Below are 15,074 nucleotides of genomic sequence, written 5' to 3'. Positions count from 1 at the left end.
CACACAAGAACATCCAGGCCCTCGAAGCCGACATCCGGACCTGGGTCAAGAACTGGAACGAAGACCCCAAGCCGTTCATCTGGACCAAAACAGCCAAAGAAATCCTCGACTCCCTCGCCCGCCTCTGCCGACGGATCTCTGGCGCAGGACACTAGGTCTTCTCTTTCGGATCACTCTCACGGGCGTGCGATAGGTTGCCCGCCATGACTGAACTCGGACCTGTCGCCTGGCCATCGGCTCCGATAAGGACCGAACGGCTCGTGCTCCGCGAGTCCGAGGTCCGGGACCGTGCCGCGTTCGTCGAGCTGTTCGCATCGCCAGAGGTGGGCACATACATAGGTGGCCCTCGACCGCGTGATGAGCTCGAACGCGCGGTGCCTGAGGTGCCCGGGCGGCGCCCAGGCCTTTTCGTGATCGATCTCGACGGAGCGATGATCGGCATGATCACGCTCGATCGGCGCGACGCAGAGCGTCCCGGTCACGTCCGTCCAGATGCCGGGGAGGCGGAGCTCGGCTACATGTTCCTGGCGGAGGCGTGGGGATGCGGGTACGCCGCCGAGGCGTGCGCAGCGGCACTCGACTGGTTCGCCGACGCGCTTCCCAGCGAGCCTGTGGTGCTCTGCACCCAGACCGCTAACGACCGCGCAATGCGCCTCGCGGCGAAGCTGGGGTTCACCGAGGTGGAGCGGTTCGAGGAGTACGGCGCCGAGCAGTGGTTCGGCGTGTGGTCCTCGGTCACGCTGTCCGGTTGAGCAGCCGTTTCTCTCAGATCAGGAAACGTGTCGTGAACGTCGTGATCCTGTGCAGCAGCCGACGCCAGCACACGGCCAGTCGGCACACTGCCCGGCTCTCGCTGCGAAATGACCGAGACGGCGCCCTTGTGCCGTCTCGTCGGCACCGAGCCGTTCATGGCAAGGTCATCGTGGTCGCCAACAGGCAGGTGGCACTGGGGAGTTCGCTGTGCGCCTCGCCCCGCCTGGCCCACTGACCAGATTCGAAGAAGGAGGGGCGCACCAGGTGGCCCCGCCATATCGACGGCGACTTCCCACGCCGGATAGCGAACGCGGACGCCGCGCTCGCGGACGACGGCGACGAAGACGAGCTGCCGCAGGAACGGGACTTGCTGTACTTGACGGTGGCCCTGCTCAACATGGAACGCGCCATCGCGAAGGTGCGGTTCATCACCCGGACCCAACGCGTGTGCGTCGTCGTCGGCACGGTGGCGTTCCTGGCCGAGACGGCCGGCACCATCCTGGCCTGGGGGATCTCCTTCCCGTCCGTGAAACCCGCCATCGGCTGCGGGCTGGTCCTGCTGCTGTCGGCCGCGCTGTGGTTCGGCGTGTGGGACACAGGCCCCGGGATGCCGGGGACGGTGAGCGCACCGTGTTCAAGCCCCTGCCAGAGCTGGAAGCGCTGGCTGAGTCGCTCCGATCAGAACTAGCGATGGCCCGGGCGGACGAGTACCCAGACCTTGGCGACCGGCGTTGCCGCTACCGCGACGACGTCCACGGGATCATCCAGCAGTACCAGGGCGAAAGCCGCCGCTACCGTCGCGTCCACAACTCGCTGCAGACCGTCATCATGGTGGGCTCCGCCGTGGTCACCACCGTGTCCTCCCTCGACGCCGAGCAGCTGACCTGGCAGAGGATGATCACGATTGCCGTCAGCTTCACCATCACCGTGTCCGCGGCAGTCACCGGCTACTACCAGTACCGGGAGCGGGCCTACTTCCTGCAGCAGACCGCCGACGCCATCGAGGAACAGCTCAACGGCCACGAATACGGGGTCGGCGACTACAAGGACACCGAACCGGACGGCGTGGCGCCAGCCAGGCGTTCCCGCGGGCCGCGCTGCGCCTTCACCTGTGGGCGTCACCGGCGCAGCGCGCACGGCGGCACCAGGCCGGGCTCGAACTCGACGCCGCACGGCCAGAGGCATCTTTGCGGCTCGGCATGGTGGCTTGGAACCGGATCTCCTGGTCGTTGCGCGACACCGTCTCGCAGCTGCACGAGCGCGTGAACGTGGCGCTGGGCCGGCGACGACGGTCCGTGTCGGTGGTGATACCGGCTCGCTGCAGCCAGGACGAACTGGGCCTGGTCATGCCGAGGCTGGCGGCCGCGGCGGCCGGTTGCAACAGTGACGTGCAGATCGTGGTCGTCGACGACGGCTCGACCGACGCCACCGCTGCCGTCGCGGCCGGCGGCGCTCAGGTGGTCTCGCTCGGCGCGACGCGTGGCCGTAGCGGCGCCCGCAATGCCGGTCTGCAGGTGGCGACGGGCGACGTCGTCGTCTTCCTCGACTCCGACATGCTCGTGGAGCCCGACTTCCTCGCCGAGCACCTGCGCCTGCACGAGGCCGTCAACGACACCGTGGTGGTCGGCGGCCGCCGCCACCTGCCGCCCGGCTTCACCGGCCCAGCCGGCGGCGACGTACTCCGCCGGGACAGCCGCGAGGCCCTTCTTGATGTCTACTCCTACAACATGGCGTGTCTGGCCCATCCCTGGTCGCTCGCGTACGGATGCAACGTGTCGGTCGACCGGTGGTTCCTGGAGCGGGCCGCGCCGACCGGATTCGACGAGTCGTTCGTCGGGTGGGGCCTCGAAGACCAGGAGCTCGCCTACCGACTCGCCAGGCACGGCGCGCGATGGGCGTACTCTCGCGCCGCCTAGGGCGCGCACCTGCACCATGACCGCACGATGACAGCCGAGCGGTTCGCCGGATGGAAGGCCAACCTTCGCCGCTTCGTGGACAGTCACGGGGATGCCTCGGCGCTGGAGCGTCTCGTACCGGGCATGGACCCGTCCCGGGACGTCGACTACGTCGATGTCTACCGCGGGTTCGACGGCGGGCCGGCGACGGTGGACATGACCGGCCTTCTCGTCGTCCGCGTGCCGGGGTCGGACGACCCGCTGCCGGCCGTCCAGGACGCGGTGGCGAACGGCGCGGGCACGGTCGCCCTGGTCGACGAGGGCAAACGTACCGAGCTGGCGGTGCTGGCCGAGGCGGCTGCCCCGGGACTGGGCGTCCGGCTTTACAGCGGAGCCGACTGGGAGCGGCCCTCTCCGGGTCCGGGTGCCGGATGATGTTCACGAAGACATGGGGAGCGTCGTTGTCGTCCCCGGACGTGTATGTGTACCCGCCGATGAGGAGAACGACATGGAGCCTTCGGAACTCCGTCGCGCAGTCGAGGCAGGACGAGCGACCGCTTCGGATCTGGGCCTTCGGGTCGACGATGTGGTCGTCATCAACAACTCGGACCGCGTCGCGCTGCGCCTGGTCCCTTGCGATGTTCTGGCTCGGGTCGCGCCTTTGGGGCATCTGGCTGACTCTGAGTTCGAAGTAGAGGTCGCTCGCCGTCTCGCGGATGTCGACGCTCCGCTGGCCGAGCTGGAGCCTCAGGTCGACCGCCGCGTCTATGTGCGCGATGACTTCGCCGTCTCATTGTGGACCTACTACGAACCCGTGGAAATGGAGATCGCTCCTGCCGACTACGCGGACGTGCTCATGCGGCACCATGCCGCCCTGCGCCAGGTCGATCTGGACGCCCCGCATTTCACCGATCGAGTCGCCGGGGCGCTGAGAGAGGTGAATGACCGGGAGCAGTCCCCCGAACTGCCCGATGCCGACCGGGAACTCCTCAGCCGTACACTGAGCGAACTGAGCGCCGCGATCAGCGCGACCAAGGTCAGCGACCAGTTGCTGCACGGCGAGCCCCATCCGGGCAACCTCCTCAACACGAAGAGGGGGCCGCTTTTCGTGGACCTCGCCACGTGCTGCCGTGGGCCGGTCGAGTTCGACCTAGCCCATGCGCCCGACGAAGTGGAGCAGCACTATGTGGGGGCTGACAAGGACCTGATTCACCGGTGCCGTGCCGTGGACTGGGCCATGTTCTCGGCCTGGCGCTGGCGCCGGGAGGACCAGATGCCCGACCGGGACCACTGGAGAGCGGAGGGGCTCAACCGAGTTCGTGCATCGCTCGACCGCTGCGGACTGGGCTGACCTCGGGACAGAGGGGCTGCTTTGTCCCCCTCCGCGACTCTGCTACGCAATTCGGCTAGCCTCGGGCTTTCATGAGCGTGCTCGTCCATGCCTTGATCAGATAAGCGGATAGTGCTTCTGACCTGCAACGATGGGACTTGTCTAGGGTCCTGTTGGCTGCACGGAAATGCTTGGGTGAGGCTGGTTGGTCGTGATCACCAGAGTGGTGCCAGGAGTTTCGGCGTGCTCGACCGCGTAGGTGAGGGGAGACCAGACCAGGCCCTGAGCATAGGACGGCCTTCCGCGAAGTCTCCATCGGTAGATGGTGCCGTCGACGGTTACGCGCCGTGACCTCTTTTTCGCCAGTGCCATGCCCACGTCCTTCCTCAGGGCGACGATAGTGAACGGCTACTGGTCATGTCGCGCGGGTTTCTCCGGGGCGAGTTCAGCCTCTGCGCATGGGAATCACGTCAGGGCTCGTTGCGGGGATGGTGGGACGGGCGGCCTCGGGGGTGGCAAGCAGAGCGACGATGGTGATTGGTTTGTCGCAGTGGGGGCAGTTGCGGGTTGCGGTAGGGGTCAGCGCGGTGGGCTCGGGCAGGGAGGGCCCGGCCGGCTCTGATTCGACGCTCTCGTTGGCGTCGTCGCGCTCGCGCCGTCGGCGGCGGGCTGCTTCTGCTTTGCAGCGGGGCGAGCAGTAGGTATGGCGGGTGGCTGCCTGTGGGTTGACCTGGAACTGGGTCCAGCAGATCGGACAGTCTCGGAGTTCAGCCAGCACGCCCGGTCACCCCTTTGCGGAGGTTGTCGGAGTGGGCCTGGTGCGAGCGGAGGCGGTAGGACGGGCCATCGATACCGACTACTGCGCCCGGTGCGGGAGCCGGTCCAGCATGGCGGCAGCGACGGTCGCATCGCCGAAGGCACCGGCCCAGTCGGCGATGCGGACATTGGTCGTGAGGATCGTGCTCGACTTCTGGCGATGACGTGTCCGGAATCGCGGATGGTCTGCCCGGCCCCGTCCGGTGCCCGGCGGTGCTGGGCGATGATCGCGCGTCCGGCTGTGACCACATGCAGGTCGTCCTCGCCGAGCCGGACCCGGACCGTGACTTGGGCGCCGGTCAGCCCTGGTGGGACGGAGCAATAGTTCCCGGCGAAGGACACCAGCCCTTGCGGGCTGACGGTCCGCATCTGTTCCAGATCGGCTGGGAACGGGCGGGTCGGCAGCTCGAGCAACGGCTCGGCCTCGGCAAGTGCACCGACGGTAGTTGATGCTCCGTCGATCTTGCGTTTGCGGCTGTCCATCTGCACGGCCAGTTTGTCGATGCCATTCTGTCCGGCTTCGATGCTGATGCCGTCCGGAACCGTTCGCCACCAGCGTCGTGCCGCCGAGTCGTTGGCCTTCTCCACCACCCCCTTGCGGTTGCCACGACGCGGAGGGCAGATGTCAACGCCGGTTCCGTAGTACTTCGCGACGGCAGTGAAAGTCGGCAAGAGCCGTCCGGTCGGCGGATGACAGACCGTGGCCATGTGGTCGAACCGCCACCTGCGGGCAGTCCCGCCCAAGCGTCGCAGCACCGAATCGAGGGCCTGAACGAGATGCGGGAACGTCTCGACCTCTGCGAGCACGGCCCGCCATCGTCCGGAATGAGACAGGGCACCGACGAGGAGATGCGCGTGGACGCCGACGCCCCACTCCTCAGGCGGGTCGGGCAGTTCCACCCAGTCGAACTGGATCTCCTCGCCCGGCGGATGCGCGATGATCGCCACGTCTCTGCCAGTCGAGGCCCGACACGGTTCGCAGTGCGGGCGTGCCTGATACCGCCGCAGAGCCCAGGTGAAAGTGGAGTAGCCGCTTCGTAGCCGAGTTCGACGACCTCCTCGAAGAGCGTCGATGCCCACAAATGCGGGTCGTCGCTCAGCCGCTGGCCGCAGTACTCCAAGAAAGGCATGAACGCGTCCGGCGACTGACGCCGATATCTCGAGACCCGCTCGCCGTTCAGACAGGCGCGGATCGTCTTGCGGTCGTGCCCCAGATGCCGGGCGATCGCCGAGATCGACCAGCCCTGACGACGCAGCGCATGAGCATCCACGTCTTCCTCCCACGTGAGCATCCAGGCCCCTCGAACGGGCCGAACCCGTCGCGCAGAGAGGCTGTCCGAGCCGAGACCGGAGCATCCAGACACGCCCAGAAAGATCACGCAATGGGTGGGGAGATCAACTGAGCAGGTTTGGCCGGCTCAAGAGCGACACCTGAGGAGATTCAAGGAGCGCCATCAAGACGGGCCTACGATCTCGGGGATGGCCAGTCGTGTGTGATGTCGAAGGGGCGCTCATGGCAGAGCTTGTGCGGCAGCAGGATGTGAATGCGTACGTGGGCTTTCACGCCTTCGGGTTGCAGGAGTCCGATGACGCGGACCTGCCGGTTCCCTTCCCGGACGACTTCAACCGGCACGTGTTCCTCAGCACTCACCCAGGGCGCCTGGATATCAGCAGCGGCGGCCATACCCACACCGCCGCGGTCAGCGTCGAAGTGTGGGACGGGCCACCGCCCCAGCAGAACCGGGCCGACTGGGACGAGATGGCCGAAGCCAAATTTGAGTCGACCAGTGGTCAGGTAGCCGTGTGGTCCATGCACACGGGCCGGATGGACGACCTGATCACGCTGGCGGATTCCGGCGGTTCGTGGAACGTCCGTGTCCACTGTGCAGGCCGGGCCGAGGCCGCGGCCCTGTCGGAGGGCGAAGGCACCGGCCACGGTGTGGAGCGCTACCTCGTGCAGTTCCGGCCCGCCGGGTCCTGAACCGGCTGCGGCGGGAGTGGCCGGTGCCAGGCCGGTCCCGCCGTGCGCCACCGCGCCCACGGGCGCAAGCCGCCGAGGGTTCAAGTCCCTCCGTTTTCGGCGCGCGAGGGGCCCGTCTGAAGACGGGGCCCCTCGGGGCAGCGTCAGCCCAGCCCCAGCCGGGGTATCTCCCGTCCCGGGGAGCGGTCCATCACCATCAGCAGGCCAGCCTCGCAAGTCCTGTCGTAGGCGGCCTCGTCTATGACGCCCACCTGGAACCAGACCGCCTTGGCGCCGATCGCCACAGCCTGGTCGCTGATGCCTCCGGCGAGGTCGGAGTTGACGAACACGTCCACCACATCTACCGGGAAAGGGATCTCCGCAAGGGAAGCGTAGCCCTGCTCACCGTGCACCGTCTCGGCCTTTGGGTGCACGGGCACCACCCTCTTGCCGATGCGCTGCAGCTTTTCGGCCACGCGGTAAGCGGCCCGTTCGGGGTTGTCGGACAGGCCCACCACGGCCCAGGTGTCTCCGGCAGCGGTGAGAATCTGCCTTATTGTCGTGTCATCGCCATAAATCGTCATGCCCGGCACCGCCGTGCGGTAGTGAGTTCCGCACCAGATACCGCCAACCGCACGATCATGGGGAGTGCCAGGTCTGTGGACTTCGTCAGCCGCATGAGTAGACGTTAGCCCGTTTGAATACTGTATGCAATAGCTCCCGTACTCGAGAGAGATGACCGAGGTCCTACGGCACGCTCGCGCGCAGCAGCAGACCAAGGCCTGGAACACTGACTACGGAAGGTCCGTCTCGGGCAGCCCAACACCGAGCAGACCAGACGCCGCGCCTGCACCGATATCACCACCCGCCGAGCGTCCACCGGTACGTCCGCCACTGTGCGCCCGTGGACACCATGCACCCTCGCGGTCGGCGTCCCGCACATCGGGCACGGCACCGATTCCTCCCGGGTTCGCGCCGACAGGTGGATCACCTCGCCCTCGTCCGCCACATCCTCGACGACCAGTGCCGACAACCTCTAAAACACTGTCTCCACACGGGAGTTGACGTCACGCACCCCGACCAGCACCGCGTGTCTACTACACCGCGCAGCTCGCGCTTGCGCAGCTCGGCCAGGAAGATATCGACCTCGCCTCCCCCACCGCTGCTGATGTCTGGGAACTGGCTGACGCCAGCGGCGGCCGCGTCCCCTATCTGCTGAGGAAGTTCACCGCCGCCCTCAACATGCGCGCTCCAGACGCGGCCGCGACCACGGCCTGGAACGACCGCATCCGCACCGCTCAACACCCTTAGGGAGACAGAGTGTCCGAAGCCGCCCTCCAGTTCGTCCGCTACGGCCGCGACCGGCTCGATGCGATCCGCACCACGCTCGTCTCGGTGTACGCGGAGGTGTAAGCCAACGACCCGCATGGAGATGGAGCCGAGCCCGACACGGCGGGCGGGACGCCTGGCCAGCCAGCGCAGGCCCAGGTGCTGGGCGCGTGTCGCGATCGGGGTCAACACGGCGATCCGGTGCGGCCGTTTGGGGAGATTGCCGTCAGCGGGGACGGTCCAGTCGATCCATCCCCATCCGGTCCGTTCCCGGATGAGCACGGGCTCGCAGTCGGCCGTGCAGGCCACGTCGGAGCAGACATGCCCGCCGCGCACGGCGCGGGAGCGTTCCCTCTCCCACCGCTGCAGCTGCCGTCCGAACGGGCCGAGCCGAGGGTCGGACGCCAGCTGCCACTGGCGGCGGTCACGCTTCGCGTTGCCGCACATTCCTCTCTCCGAACGGCAGAGGTTGTTCTTGAATGGCCGCTCATGTATGTTTGCCTCATGCCCAGACCCCGAGAGTTCGAGCCCGACACTGTCCTGGACGTGGCCATGCTGCGGTTCTGGGAGCGCGGCTACCGGGCGACGTCCATCGAGGATCTGGTGAAGGCGACCGGGGTCAAGCCGGGCAGCCTCTACAGCGCCTTCCCGGGCGGTAAGCACGCCCTGTTCCTGAAGTCGTTGGAGCGTTACTCCAGGCTGGTCGTCCCGGAGAAGCTGGGCGAGCTGGAGGCTTCGGGCGCCTCGGTGGCTGAGATCCGCGGCTACTTCGACGGGCTGGTGCGCGACCTGCTCAGCCCCGAGGGCCGGCAAGGCTGCCTGCTCGTCAACACGGCGATCGAGAAGGCCGCCGAGGACGACGAGGCGGCGGCCGTCGTACGCGGCCATCTGGCCCGGCTCGAGCGGTGCATGACCCACGCGCTGGAGAACGCGGTTCGCAGGGGCCAGGTGCGCGCCTCGCTGGACTGCACGGGCAGCGCCAAGCTGCTGGTCGCGACGTGCCAGGGGCTGATGGTCGTCGGGAAGGCGAATCCCGACGAGACGCTCCTGCGGGCGATCGTCGACAACGCCTTCACCGCTCTCGGCTGACGGCCAGCCACGCGGGCCACCGTACGCGGTGGCTCTTTTTTCGCCCCAATAGTTGAATATGCGCTCAAGAATGGAGTCACGACATGAAGGCCATCGTCATTTCCGCCCACGGCGGCCCCGAGGTGCTCACCCTCACCGAACTGCCCGACCCGGTGCCCACCGACGGCGAAGTGCTGATCCGGGTCAAGGCGTTCGGCCTCAACCACGCCGAGGCGTACATGCGCGGCGGGGCCTGGGGAGAGGTGGCGGCCGTCCCCGGGATCGAGTGCGCCGGGGTGGTCGAGGCCGACCCGTCCGGCGAACTCCCCGTCGGGACCCGGGTGGTGGCGATCCTCGGCGGCATGGGCCGGACCCGCAACGGCAGCTACGCGCAGCTGGTGACCGTGCCGGCGACCAACGTGGTGGCCGTGGACTCGCCGCTGGACTGGGCCGGCCTGGCCGCGGTCCCCGAGGTGTACGCGACGGCGTGGAGCGGCCTCTTCGGCAATCTGGACCTGCGGCCGAGCGAGACGATCGTGGTGCGGGGAGCGACCTCCTCGCTCGGCCAGGCCGCCGTCAACCTCGCCGTCGACCACGGCGCGACGGTGCTCGCCACGACCCGGAACCCGGCGCACGCACCGCTGTTGAAGCAGCTCGGGGCCGACGACGTGCTCATCGACGACGACGGCGCGCTCGCCGCCCAGGTCAGGGAGCGGGAGGTCAGCGTCGACGCGGTGTTCGACGTCGTCGGCAACAACGTCCTGCGCGACTCGCTGGCCCTGGTCCGACCCCGTGGCCGGGTGTGCCAGCTCGGCTTCCTGGGCGGCTTCGACCCGGTGCGGGACTTCGACCCGATCACCGATCTCCCCAGCGGCGTCCGGCTCAGCTTCTTCGGCAGCGCCTTCGTCCTGGGCACCCCCGCATTCGCGCTCACCGACGTGCCGTTGGACGAGATCTACGCCAAAGTCGCAGCCGGTGCCCTCCGGGCGCGTCCCACCCGCATCTTCCGCTTCGACGAGATCGTCGAAGCCCACCGGGCCATGGAGGCCGGAGAAGCCCTTGGCAAGATGGTCGTCACCCTCGACTGAACCCCCAGGCCGGGTACTCTCCGCGCTGCGACAACGCGACCCGGCCAGACTGGCCAACAAACGGGCCGCAGCCTTCCTGCGGCACCCGCGCATTCGGCAGCCCGACGGCACCCGCATCCACGACCGCCTCACCCGCGGCCGCCGACAGGGCGAGATCGTGCCGCTGTCCACGCTCACCCACGCACTGGGCGGCGGTGCGGGCTGGCCGGAGGTCGGCGACTAGGAGGTGGTCACCGGGGACCTGCTCCACCTCATCCGCGACGGTGACTGCGACGCGCTCAGCCTGGGCCTGCCGGACATCGCCCGCGCCCTGGTGTGCTCTGGCCCTGACAGCCAGGTGCGGGCCTACGACCCGAGGGCCGGGCGGTATCAGGCGTACGGACTCGCCGACCGTATCGAGGTCCTGATCGAGGTCGGCAAGCAACTGGCTTGGGCGGAAGCGGGCTGCACCCTGTGGCCTGGCGATGGCCTGCTGGCCCCGACCAATCCCGAGGAAACCCGGGGTGGCGTGCCGTCGCAGGATACGAGTCAGCAGCCGGCGAGGTCCGCCCAGACTGCGTACGCTTCGAACCCGAGACTTGGAAGCGTTCGGCTGACCGTCGTAGCAGCCAGCCATCCCGTACCACACAGAGAGTCAGGCGGAGGCGGCCGGTTTCGGTCAGGGGCGCATTGCGGTGGGGCATGAACGTCTTTCTGGATCTACACATGGAGGCGGCCGAGCGCACGAGTGGTAGCTGGTGCGCCCGGCCATGGTGAGGGTGGCCGCGAGTGGGTAGCGGAGGGGATCAGGACAGGAGTCGCAGGGACTCCTCCCACAGGCGTTCCGCGTTGGCGGTGTCGAGTGCGTACGGTGCGACGCCGCCGGCCCAGCCGTTGCCGTCGGACACCGGGATGGCTTCGTTGCAGTCTTCGAAGTAGCGGCCGCCGATGCCGTTCAGCTGAGGGGAGGTGGCCAGCAGCACGGAGGTTGCGGCGCCCTGCTGGGGGGACTTGCGGCGCTCGGGCGGGGTCTTGAGGCCGCCGGTGTGGCGCTGGAGGTTGGTGGCGATAGCGCCGGGCATGAGGGCGTTGGCGGTGATCCCGTCGGCCGCCCAGCGGCGGCTGGCCTCGACGGCGAAGAGCACGGTGGCGGTCTTGGACTGCCCGTAGGCCACCAGCGGGTCGTAGGGGCGGTAGTGGAAGTTGATGTCGTCGAAGACAACCGGGGAGATCAGATGGCCGCTGGAGCTGACAACCACCATGCGGGCGTTGCCGTCGGCGGCCAGCGCGTCGTGCAGGCCGGTGGCCAGGGCGAAGTGGCCGAGGTGGTTGGTGGCGAACTGCATCTCCCAGCCTTCGGCGGTGCGTTCGAGTTCGGGCGTGGCCATGATCCCGGCGTTGTTGACCAAGAGGTGGAGCGACCCGTCCCACGCCTGCACAAAGGCGTCCACCGAGGTGCGGTCCGAGACGTCGAGGCGGGCTACGTGGATGTCCTTGTTGCCGGTGGTCGCGGTGATGTCGGCAGCGGTTGCTTCACCGCCTGCCGTGTTGCGTACGGCCAGCGTCACCTGGACGCCGGTGGCTGCCAGGGTCCGGGCGGTCTCGATGCCGATGCCTGAGGTGGCGCCGGTGACGATCGCGCGCCGTCCGGACAGGTCGATGCCGCGGGCTACTTCGTCAGCGGTGGAGGAGAAGCCGAAGGGGGTCGTGATGCGAGCCATGATCAGATTTCTTTCGCGAGACTGCGTTGGAGTGGAAGTTCGGGGTGCCGGCGCGGTGGGCATCAGACGGTGGGTGGGGCAGGCCGCGTGGCCTGGTGCGGTTGCGAGGGTGACCGCCTCCACAAGGCCGTCGACGCCAGCCAGTGCACGGCGGCGCAGTACCTCCGGGTCGAGACCCTGGGCTCGTACGGCGGCGGCGAAGTGCTCGATGTCCTTGCGCATCAGGCCCTCAGGTGGGGGGCGATCTCGGGGGTACTGACGGTGCCGAGCGCCCGCAGTGAGGCGCTGCCTCCGCTGCTGTCGGAGGTCACGTCGAGACCGGCCGGGATGTCCAAGTAGAGCAGCTGGGCGAGGCGGACCAGGTCCACGGCGTTCTTCAGGCTCGACATCGTCATGGCGTTATTGAGGAGCTTGGTCATCTGACCGCTCCCGACCGGGCCCATGCGGCTGACTCGGGTGGAGAAGGTGGCGAATACCGGGGAGCACCGCTCGAAGGCGCCCTCGTCGCCGCCGACGAACGTGGTCAGGGTGCGTGCCTTCGCCCCCGGGCCGCCGCCGCTGACCGGAGCATCCAAGTAGGAGGCGCCAAGGCCGCGCAGAGACTCGGCGATCTTCACGTTCTCGCCCGGATCCCCGGTGCCGTGATTGACAACCACCGTCCCCGGCCGGAGGTGCTCGCGTACCTCCGGGGTATTCAGAACGTCCCAGATCTCGCTGTCATCGCGCAGGCACAGCGCCAGGATGTCGCTGGTGGCCACGAGATCGACGACCGTGGCGTGAACGGTATGCGGGACGTCTGCCACCGCCTCCAGCGACGTCGGGCGCCGGGCTCACACGTGAAGGCCGAAACCACGATCCCCGATCGCCTGGCCCATGAGTGCGCCCTGGTCTCCCAGGCCGATGAAGCCGACGGCCGAACTCTGCTGTTCGGGGCTGCTCACTGCGGCCACCTTCCAGATAGGGTCATGTACACGGAAATCGAAACATTCCATATTGCTTGTCCCTGTCATCGTTGCTCCGCGTCTCGACCCCAGCCAGGGCCGTATCAACACTGGTAGCGCCAGGACCAGGAAACCCGGCCACGGATCATCAGCCGACGGAGTCGACGAGGGTGGGGGCGGAATGCCTCGTACCGTGGAGCACGTGAGCGCCAACCACCTCGGCAACTATCTCCGAGCACGTCGTGACCTCGTCGACCCCAAGGAAGTCGGCCTGCCCGGCGGTGGCCGCCGCCGCGTGCCCGGCCTGCGCCGCGAGGAAGTCGCCCTGCTCGCCGGCATCAGCAGCGAGTACTACCTGCGCCTGGAACAAGGACGCGACCAGAACCCCTCACCGTCCGTCCTCGATGCCCTCGCCCGCGTACTCCAGCTCGACCTGGACGCGACCCGGCACCTGCATGCCCTCGCCACCCCCGCTCCGCGACACGGCAGCCCGAACCCCGACGACGAGGACGTACCTTCCGGCATCCAGCAACTGATCAATACATCCTGGGCGGGCACCCCTGCCGTGGTCTTGAACCGCTACATGGACGTACTGACGGCCAACCCCCTGGCCATCGCTCTGTCTCCCAGCAACGAGCCAGGCACAAATGCCGTACGGTCCGCATTCCTCGACCCGCGCATGCACTCCCTTTACCTCAACTGGGGAGAGATGACCATCCGCGCCGTCGCCAGCCTTCGCGCCCTCATCGGCCCGGATGACAGTGATCCACACATCGTCGAGTTGGTGAACGAACTCTCCGCAGACAGCGAGACCTTCCGCCGTCTGTGGGCCCGCCACGACGTCAGCCCCCGGGGCGCCGGCGCCTCACAGATAGACCATCCGCAGGTGGGGCGGCTGGAGCTGCGTTACGAACGACTCCTCCTCGCCGGTACCGACGGCCAACTCCTCGTCGTACACCACGCCGATCCCGGCAGCCCATCCGCCCAGAAACTGGCCCAACTCGCCGACGCCCTCAGTGTGTAGCGAACCAACGCCGCTCCCGGACCAGCCACCGTTCACAACCTCCCGGGACAGAACACCTGTATTGCCCGTTTGCCGCCGGTCGCGGTGTGAGGGCGGTGGTGATTGTAGTGATGGAGCCAGGCCGGCAGGGCTTTGCGGCGGGCTGATTCGCTGGCGTAGAAGCGTCCCAGCGCCCCGCCGTCGGCGAGGGTGCGGTGGAAGCGTTCGATTTCGCCGTTCGTCTGGGGCCGGTAGGCCCGGGTCTTCTTCGGCGTGATGGCGAGTTCGGTGCAGGCGTGTGTCCAGTGCCGGGAGCGGTAGGCCGAGCCGTTATCCGTGAGGACCCGCTCGATGCTCACCCCGCGGGCGGCGAACCAGCCGACCGCGCGGCGCAGCACACCGACTGCGGTGGCGGCTGTCTCGTCGTCGCAGATCTCGGCATAGGCGACTCGGGAGTGGTCGTCGACGACGGTGTGGACGAACGCGGTTCCCAGCAGCGGTCCTCGGTATTTGTTGCGGGGCCTGTCCGGTGTTGCGGCACGGTTTTTGCGACCCTGGACGCGTCCGACATAGCGCCAGCCGCCGCCGTCGGGCACGTTCCCGAGCTTTTTGACGTCGATGTGGAGCATCGCGCCGGGGTGGTCGTGTTCGTAGCGGCGGACCGGTTCGCCAGTGACGCGGTCGATGTGGGACAGCCGGTTGATCCGGCACCGGGTCAGGACCGCGTGGACGGTCGAGGCGGGCATGCCCAGCCGTCCGGCGATCTGGACCGGGCCCAGCCGCTGCTTCCAGCGCAGGTGCACGATCCTGCGGACCTGCGGCGGCATGGTGCGGGCCGGGCTGTGGTGGGGGCGTGAGGACCGGTCGGCCATCGCGGCCGGACCGGACTCGGCGTAACGGTCGGCCCACCGCTTGGCGGTGGGCCAGGACACGTCATAGCGCTCGGCCGCCCGGGAGACCGGCCAGCCGTCATCAACGATCAGACGCGCCAGGCGCAGACGGGCACGAGGCGTCAAAGCAGCGTTAGAGGGCATCTGAAAAGCCGGTCAGCGGGCAAGTTGCCTGGTAGCGGGGCGGTGGCGCATTTTTCGGGGGCTGGGGTGTGCGGGCTGCGTACCCGTTACTCGACGGATCTTTCTGATGCGGAGTGGGAGATCCTGTTTCCGCTGGTTCCGGCGGTCAAGTCTGGTG

17 protein-coding genes and 4 pseudogenes are annotated in these 15,074 nt (G+C 68.0%); 13 read left to right on the top strand and 8 right to left on the bottom strand.

The genetic code is table 11. The features are described 5' to 3' along the window. From AB0D27_RS42710 to AB0D27_RS42680, 7 genes and pseudogenes are all read left to right on the top strand, one after another. Positions 1-155, top strand: a pseudogene (locus AB0D27_RS42710) (IS630 family transposase); the annotation flags it as partial. Between the two features lie 48 nt (positions 156-203). Continuing rightward, complete coding sequence (locus AB0D27_RS42705; protein ID WP_362520346.1) at positions 204-752, top strand: GNAT family N-acetyltransferase; 549 nt, start codon at positions 204-206, stop codon at positions 750-752. A gap of 368 nt (positions 753-1,120) precedes the next feature. Next, positions 1,121-1,441 (top strand): hypothetical protein, encoded by a 321-nt coding sequence (locus AB0D27_RS42700; protein WP_362520344.1) that lies wholly within the window; start codon positions 1,121-1,123, stop codon positions 1,439-1,441. Then, positions 1,384-2,019, top strand: coding sequence for a DUF4231 domain-containing protein (locus AB0D27_RS42695; RefSeq protein ID WP_362520341.1), 636 nt, complete (start codon positions 1,384-1,386; stop codon positions 2,017-2,019). Before AB0D27_RS42700 ends, AB0D27_RS42695 begins: the two co-directional genes overlap by 58 nt. Next, a complete protein-coding gene (locus tag AB0D27_RS42690; RefSeq protein ID WP_362520338.1) occupies positions 1,983-2,669 on the top strand; it encodes a glycosyltransferase in 687 nt (228 codons plus the stop codon). Before AB0D27_RS42695 ends, AB0D27_RS42690 begins: the two co-directional genes overlap by 37 nt. A gap of 27 nt (positions 2,670-2,696) precedes the next feature. Continuing rightward, entirely contained in the window at positions 2,697-3,083 is a 387-nt protein-coding gene (locus tag AB0D27_RS42685; protein WP_362520335.1) for a hypothetical protein, read from the top strand. Between the two features lie 73 nt (positions 3,084-3,156). Next, positions 3,157-3,999: an aminoglycoside phosphotransferase family protein gene (locus AB0D27_RS42680; protein WP_362520332.1), complete on the top strand. Its 843-nt coding sequence runs from the start codon at positions 3,157-3,159 to the stop codon at positions 3,997-3,999. A 171-nt stretch (positions 4,000-4,170) separates the two neighbouring features. Here the strand turns inward: AB0D27_RS42680 and AB0D27_RS42675 are convergent. Both AB0D27_RS42675 and AB0D27_RS42670 read right to left on the bottom strand, forming a co-directional pair. Beyond that, positions 4,171-4,350 (bottom strand): annotated as a pseudogene (locus AB0D27_RS42675) (hypothetical protein); the annotation flags it as partial. A gap of 484 nt (positions 4,351-4,834) precedes the next feature. After that, positions 4,835-4,915, bottom strand: a complete 81-nt coding sequence (locus AB0D27_RS42670; protein WP_362520350.1) for a hypothetical protein — start codon at positions 4,913-4,915, stop codon at positions 4,835-4,837. Between the two features lie 44 nt (positions 4,916-4,959). On the opposite strand from AB0D27_RS42670, the gene AB0D27_RS42665 reads away from it, so the two are divergent. After that, positions 4,960-5,244, top strand: a complete 285-nt coding sequence (locus AB0D27_RS42665) for a hypothetical protein (RefSeq protein ID WP_362520351.1) — start codon at positions 4,960-4,962, stop codon at positions 5,242-5,244. A 1,063-nt stretch (positions 5,245-6,307) separates the two neighbouring features. After that, on the top strand, positions 6,308-6,775 hold the full coding sequence (locus AB0D27_RS42660; protein WP_362520330.1) for a hypothetical protein: 468 nt from the start codon (positions 6,308-6,310) through the stop codon (positions 6,773-6,775). Positions 6,776-6,918: 143 nt separating this feature from the next. On the opposite strand, the gene AB0D27_RS42655 is transcribed toward AB0D27_RS42660, so the two are convergent. Beyond that, positions 6,919-7,332, bottom strand: coding sequence for a CoA-binding protein (locus tag AB0D27_RS42655; protein ID WP_362520348.1), 414 nt, complete (start codon positions 7,330-7,332; stop codon positions 6,919-6,921). Positions 7,333-7,544: 212 nt separating this feature from the next. After that, a pseudogene (locus AB0D27_RS42650) lies at positions 7,545-7,787 on the bottom strand (transposase family protein); the annotation flags it as partial. Between the two features lie 800 nt (positions 7,788-8,587). On the opposite strand from AB0D27_RS42650, the gene AB0D27_RS42645 reads away from it, so the two are divergent. The 3 genes from AB0D27_RS42645 to AB0D27_RS42635 all read left to right on the top strand — a co-directional run bounded on the left by AB0D27_RS42645 (position 8,588) and on the right by AB0D27_RS42635 (position 10,462). After that, complete coding sequence (locus AB0D27_RS42645) at positions 8,588-9,172, top strand: helix-turn-helix domain-containing protein (RefSeq protein ID WP_362520327.1); 585 nt, start codon at positions 8,588-8,590, stop codon at positions 9,170-9,172. An 83-nt stretch (positions 9,173-9,255) separates the two neighbouring features. Further along, positions 9,256-10,239 carry a zinc-binding dehydrogenase gene (locus tag AB0D27_RS42640; RefSeq protein ID WP_362520326.1) on the top strand — a complete coding sequence of 328 codons (984 nt, stop codon included), beginning with the start codon at positions 9,256-9,258 and terminating at the stop codon, positions 10,237-10,239. Further along, entirely contained in the window at positions 10,211-10,462 is a 252-nt protein-coding gene (locus tag AB0D27_RS42635; RefSeq protein WP_362520323.1) for a hypothetical protein, read from the top strand. Before AB0D27_RS42640 ends, AB0D27_RS42635 begins: the two co-directional genes overlap by 29 nt. 349 nt (positions 10,463-10,811) lie before the next feature. Here AB0D27_RS42635 and AB0D27_RS42630 read toward each other — a convergent pair. From AB0D27_RS42630 to AB0D27_RS42620, 3 genes and pseudogenes are all read right to left on the bottom strand, one after another. Then, a pseudogene (locus tag AB0D27_RS42630) lies at positions 10,812-10,922 on the bottom strand (IS481 family transposase); the annotation flags it as partial. Positions 10,923-11,024: 102 nt separating this feature from the next. Further along, the gene (locus AB0D27_RS42625; RefSeq protein ID WP_362520321.1) at positions 11,025-11,939 is read right to left on the bottom strand and encodes an SDR family NAD(P)-dependent oxidoreductase; all 915 of its coding nucleotides are present in this window, start codon (positions 11,937-11,939) and stop codon (positions 11,025-11,027) included. A gap of 221 nt (positions 11,940-12,160) precedes the next feature. Further along, entirely contained in the window at positions 12,161-12,742 is a 582-nt protein-coding gene (locus AB0D27_RS42620; RefSeq protein WP_362520318.1) for an NAD(P)-binding domain-containing protein, read from the bottom strand. Between the two features lie 340 nt (positions 12,743-13,082). On the opposite strand from AB0D27_RS42620, the gene AB0D27_RS42615 reads away from it, so the two are divergent. Then, entirely contained in the window at positions 13,083-13,904 is an 822-nt protein-coding gene (locus tag AB0D27_RS42615; RefSeq protein ID WP_362520315.1) for a helix-turn-helix transcriptional regulator, read from the top strand. 32 nt (positions 13,905-13,936) lie between these two features. Here the strand turns inward: AB0D27_RS42615 and AB0D27_RS42610 are convergent, their stop codons facing one another. Continuing rightward, entirely contained in the window at positions 13,937-14,917 is a 981-nt protein-coding gene (locus AB0D27_RS42610) for an IS481 family transposase (RefSeq protein WP_362520312.1), read from the bottom strand. Between the last annotated feature and the right edge of the window lie 157 nt (positions 14,918-15,074).

Source organism: Streptomyces sp. NPDC048415 (genome assembly GCF_040651675.1).
Classification (GTDB): Bacteria; Actinomycetota; Actinomycetes; order Streptomycetales; family Streptomycetaceae; genus Streptomyces.
This window is presented reverse-complemented; position numbering and strand designations above follow the sequence as displayed.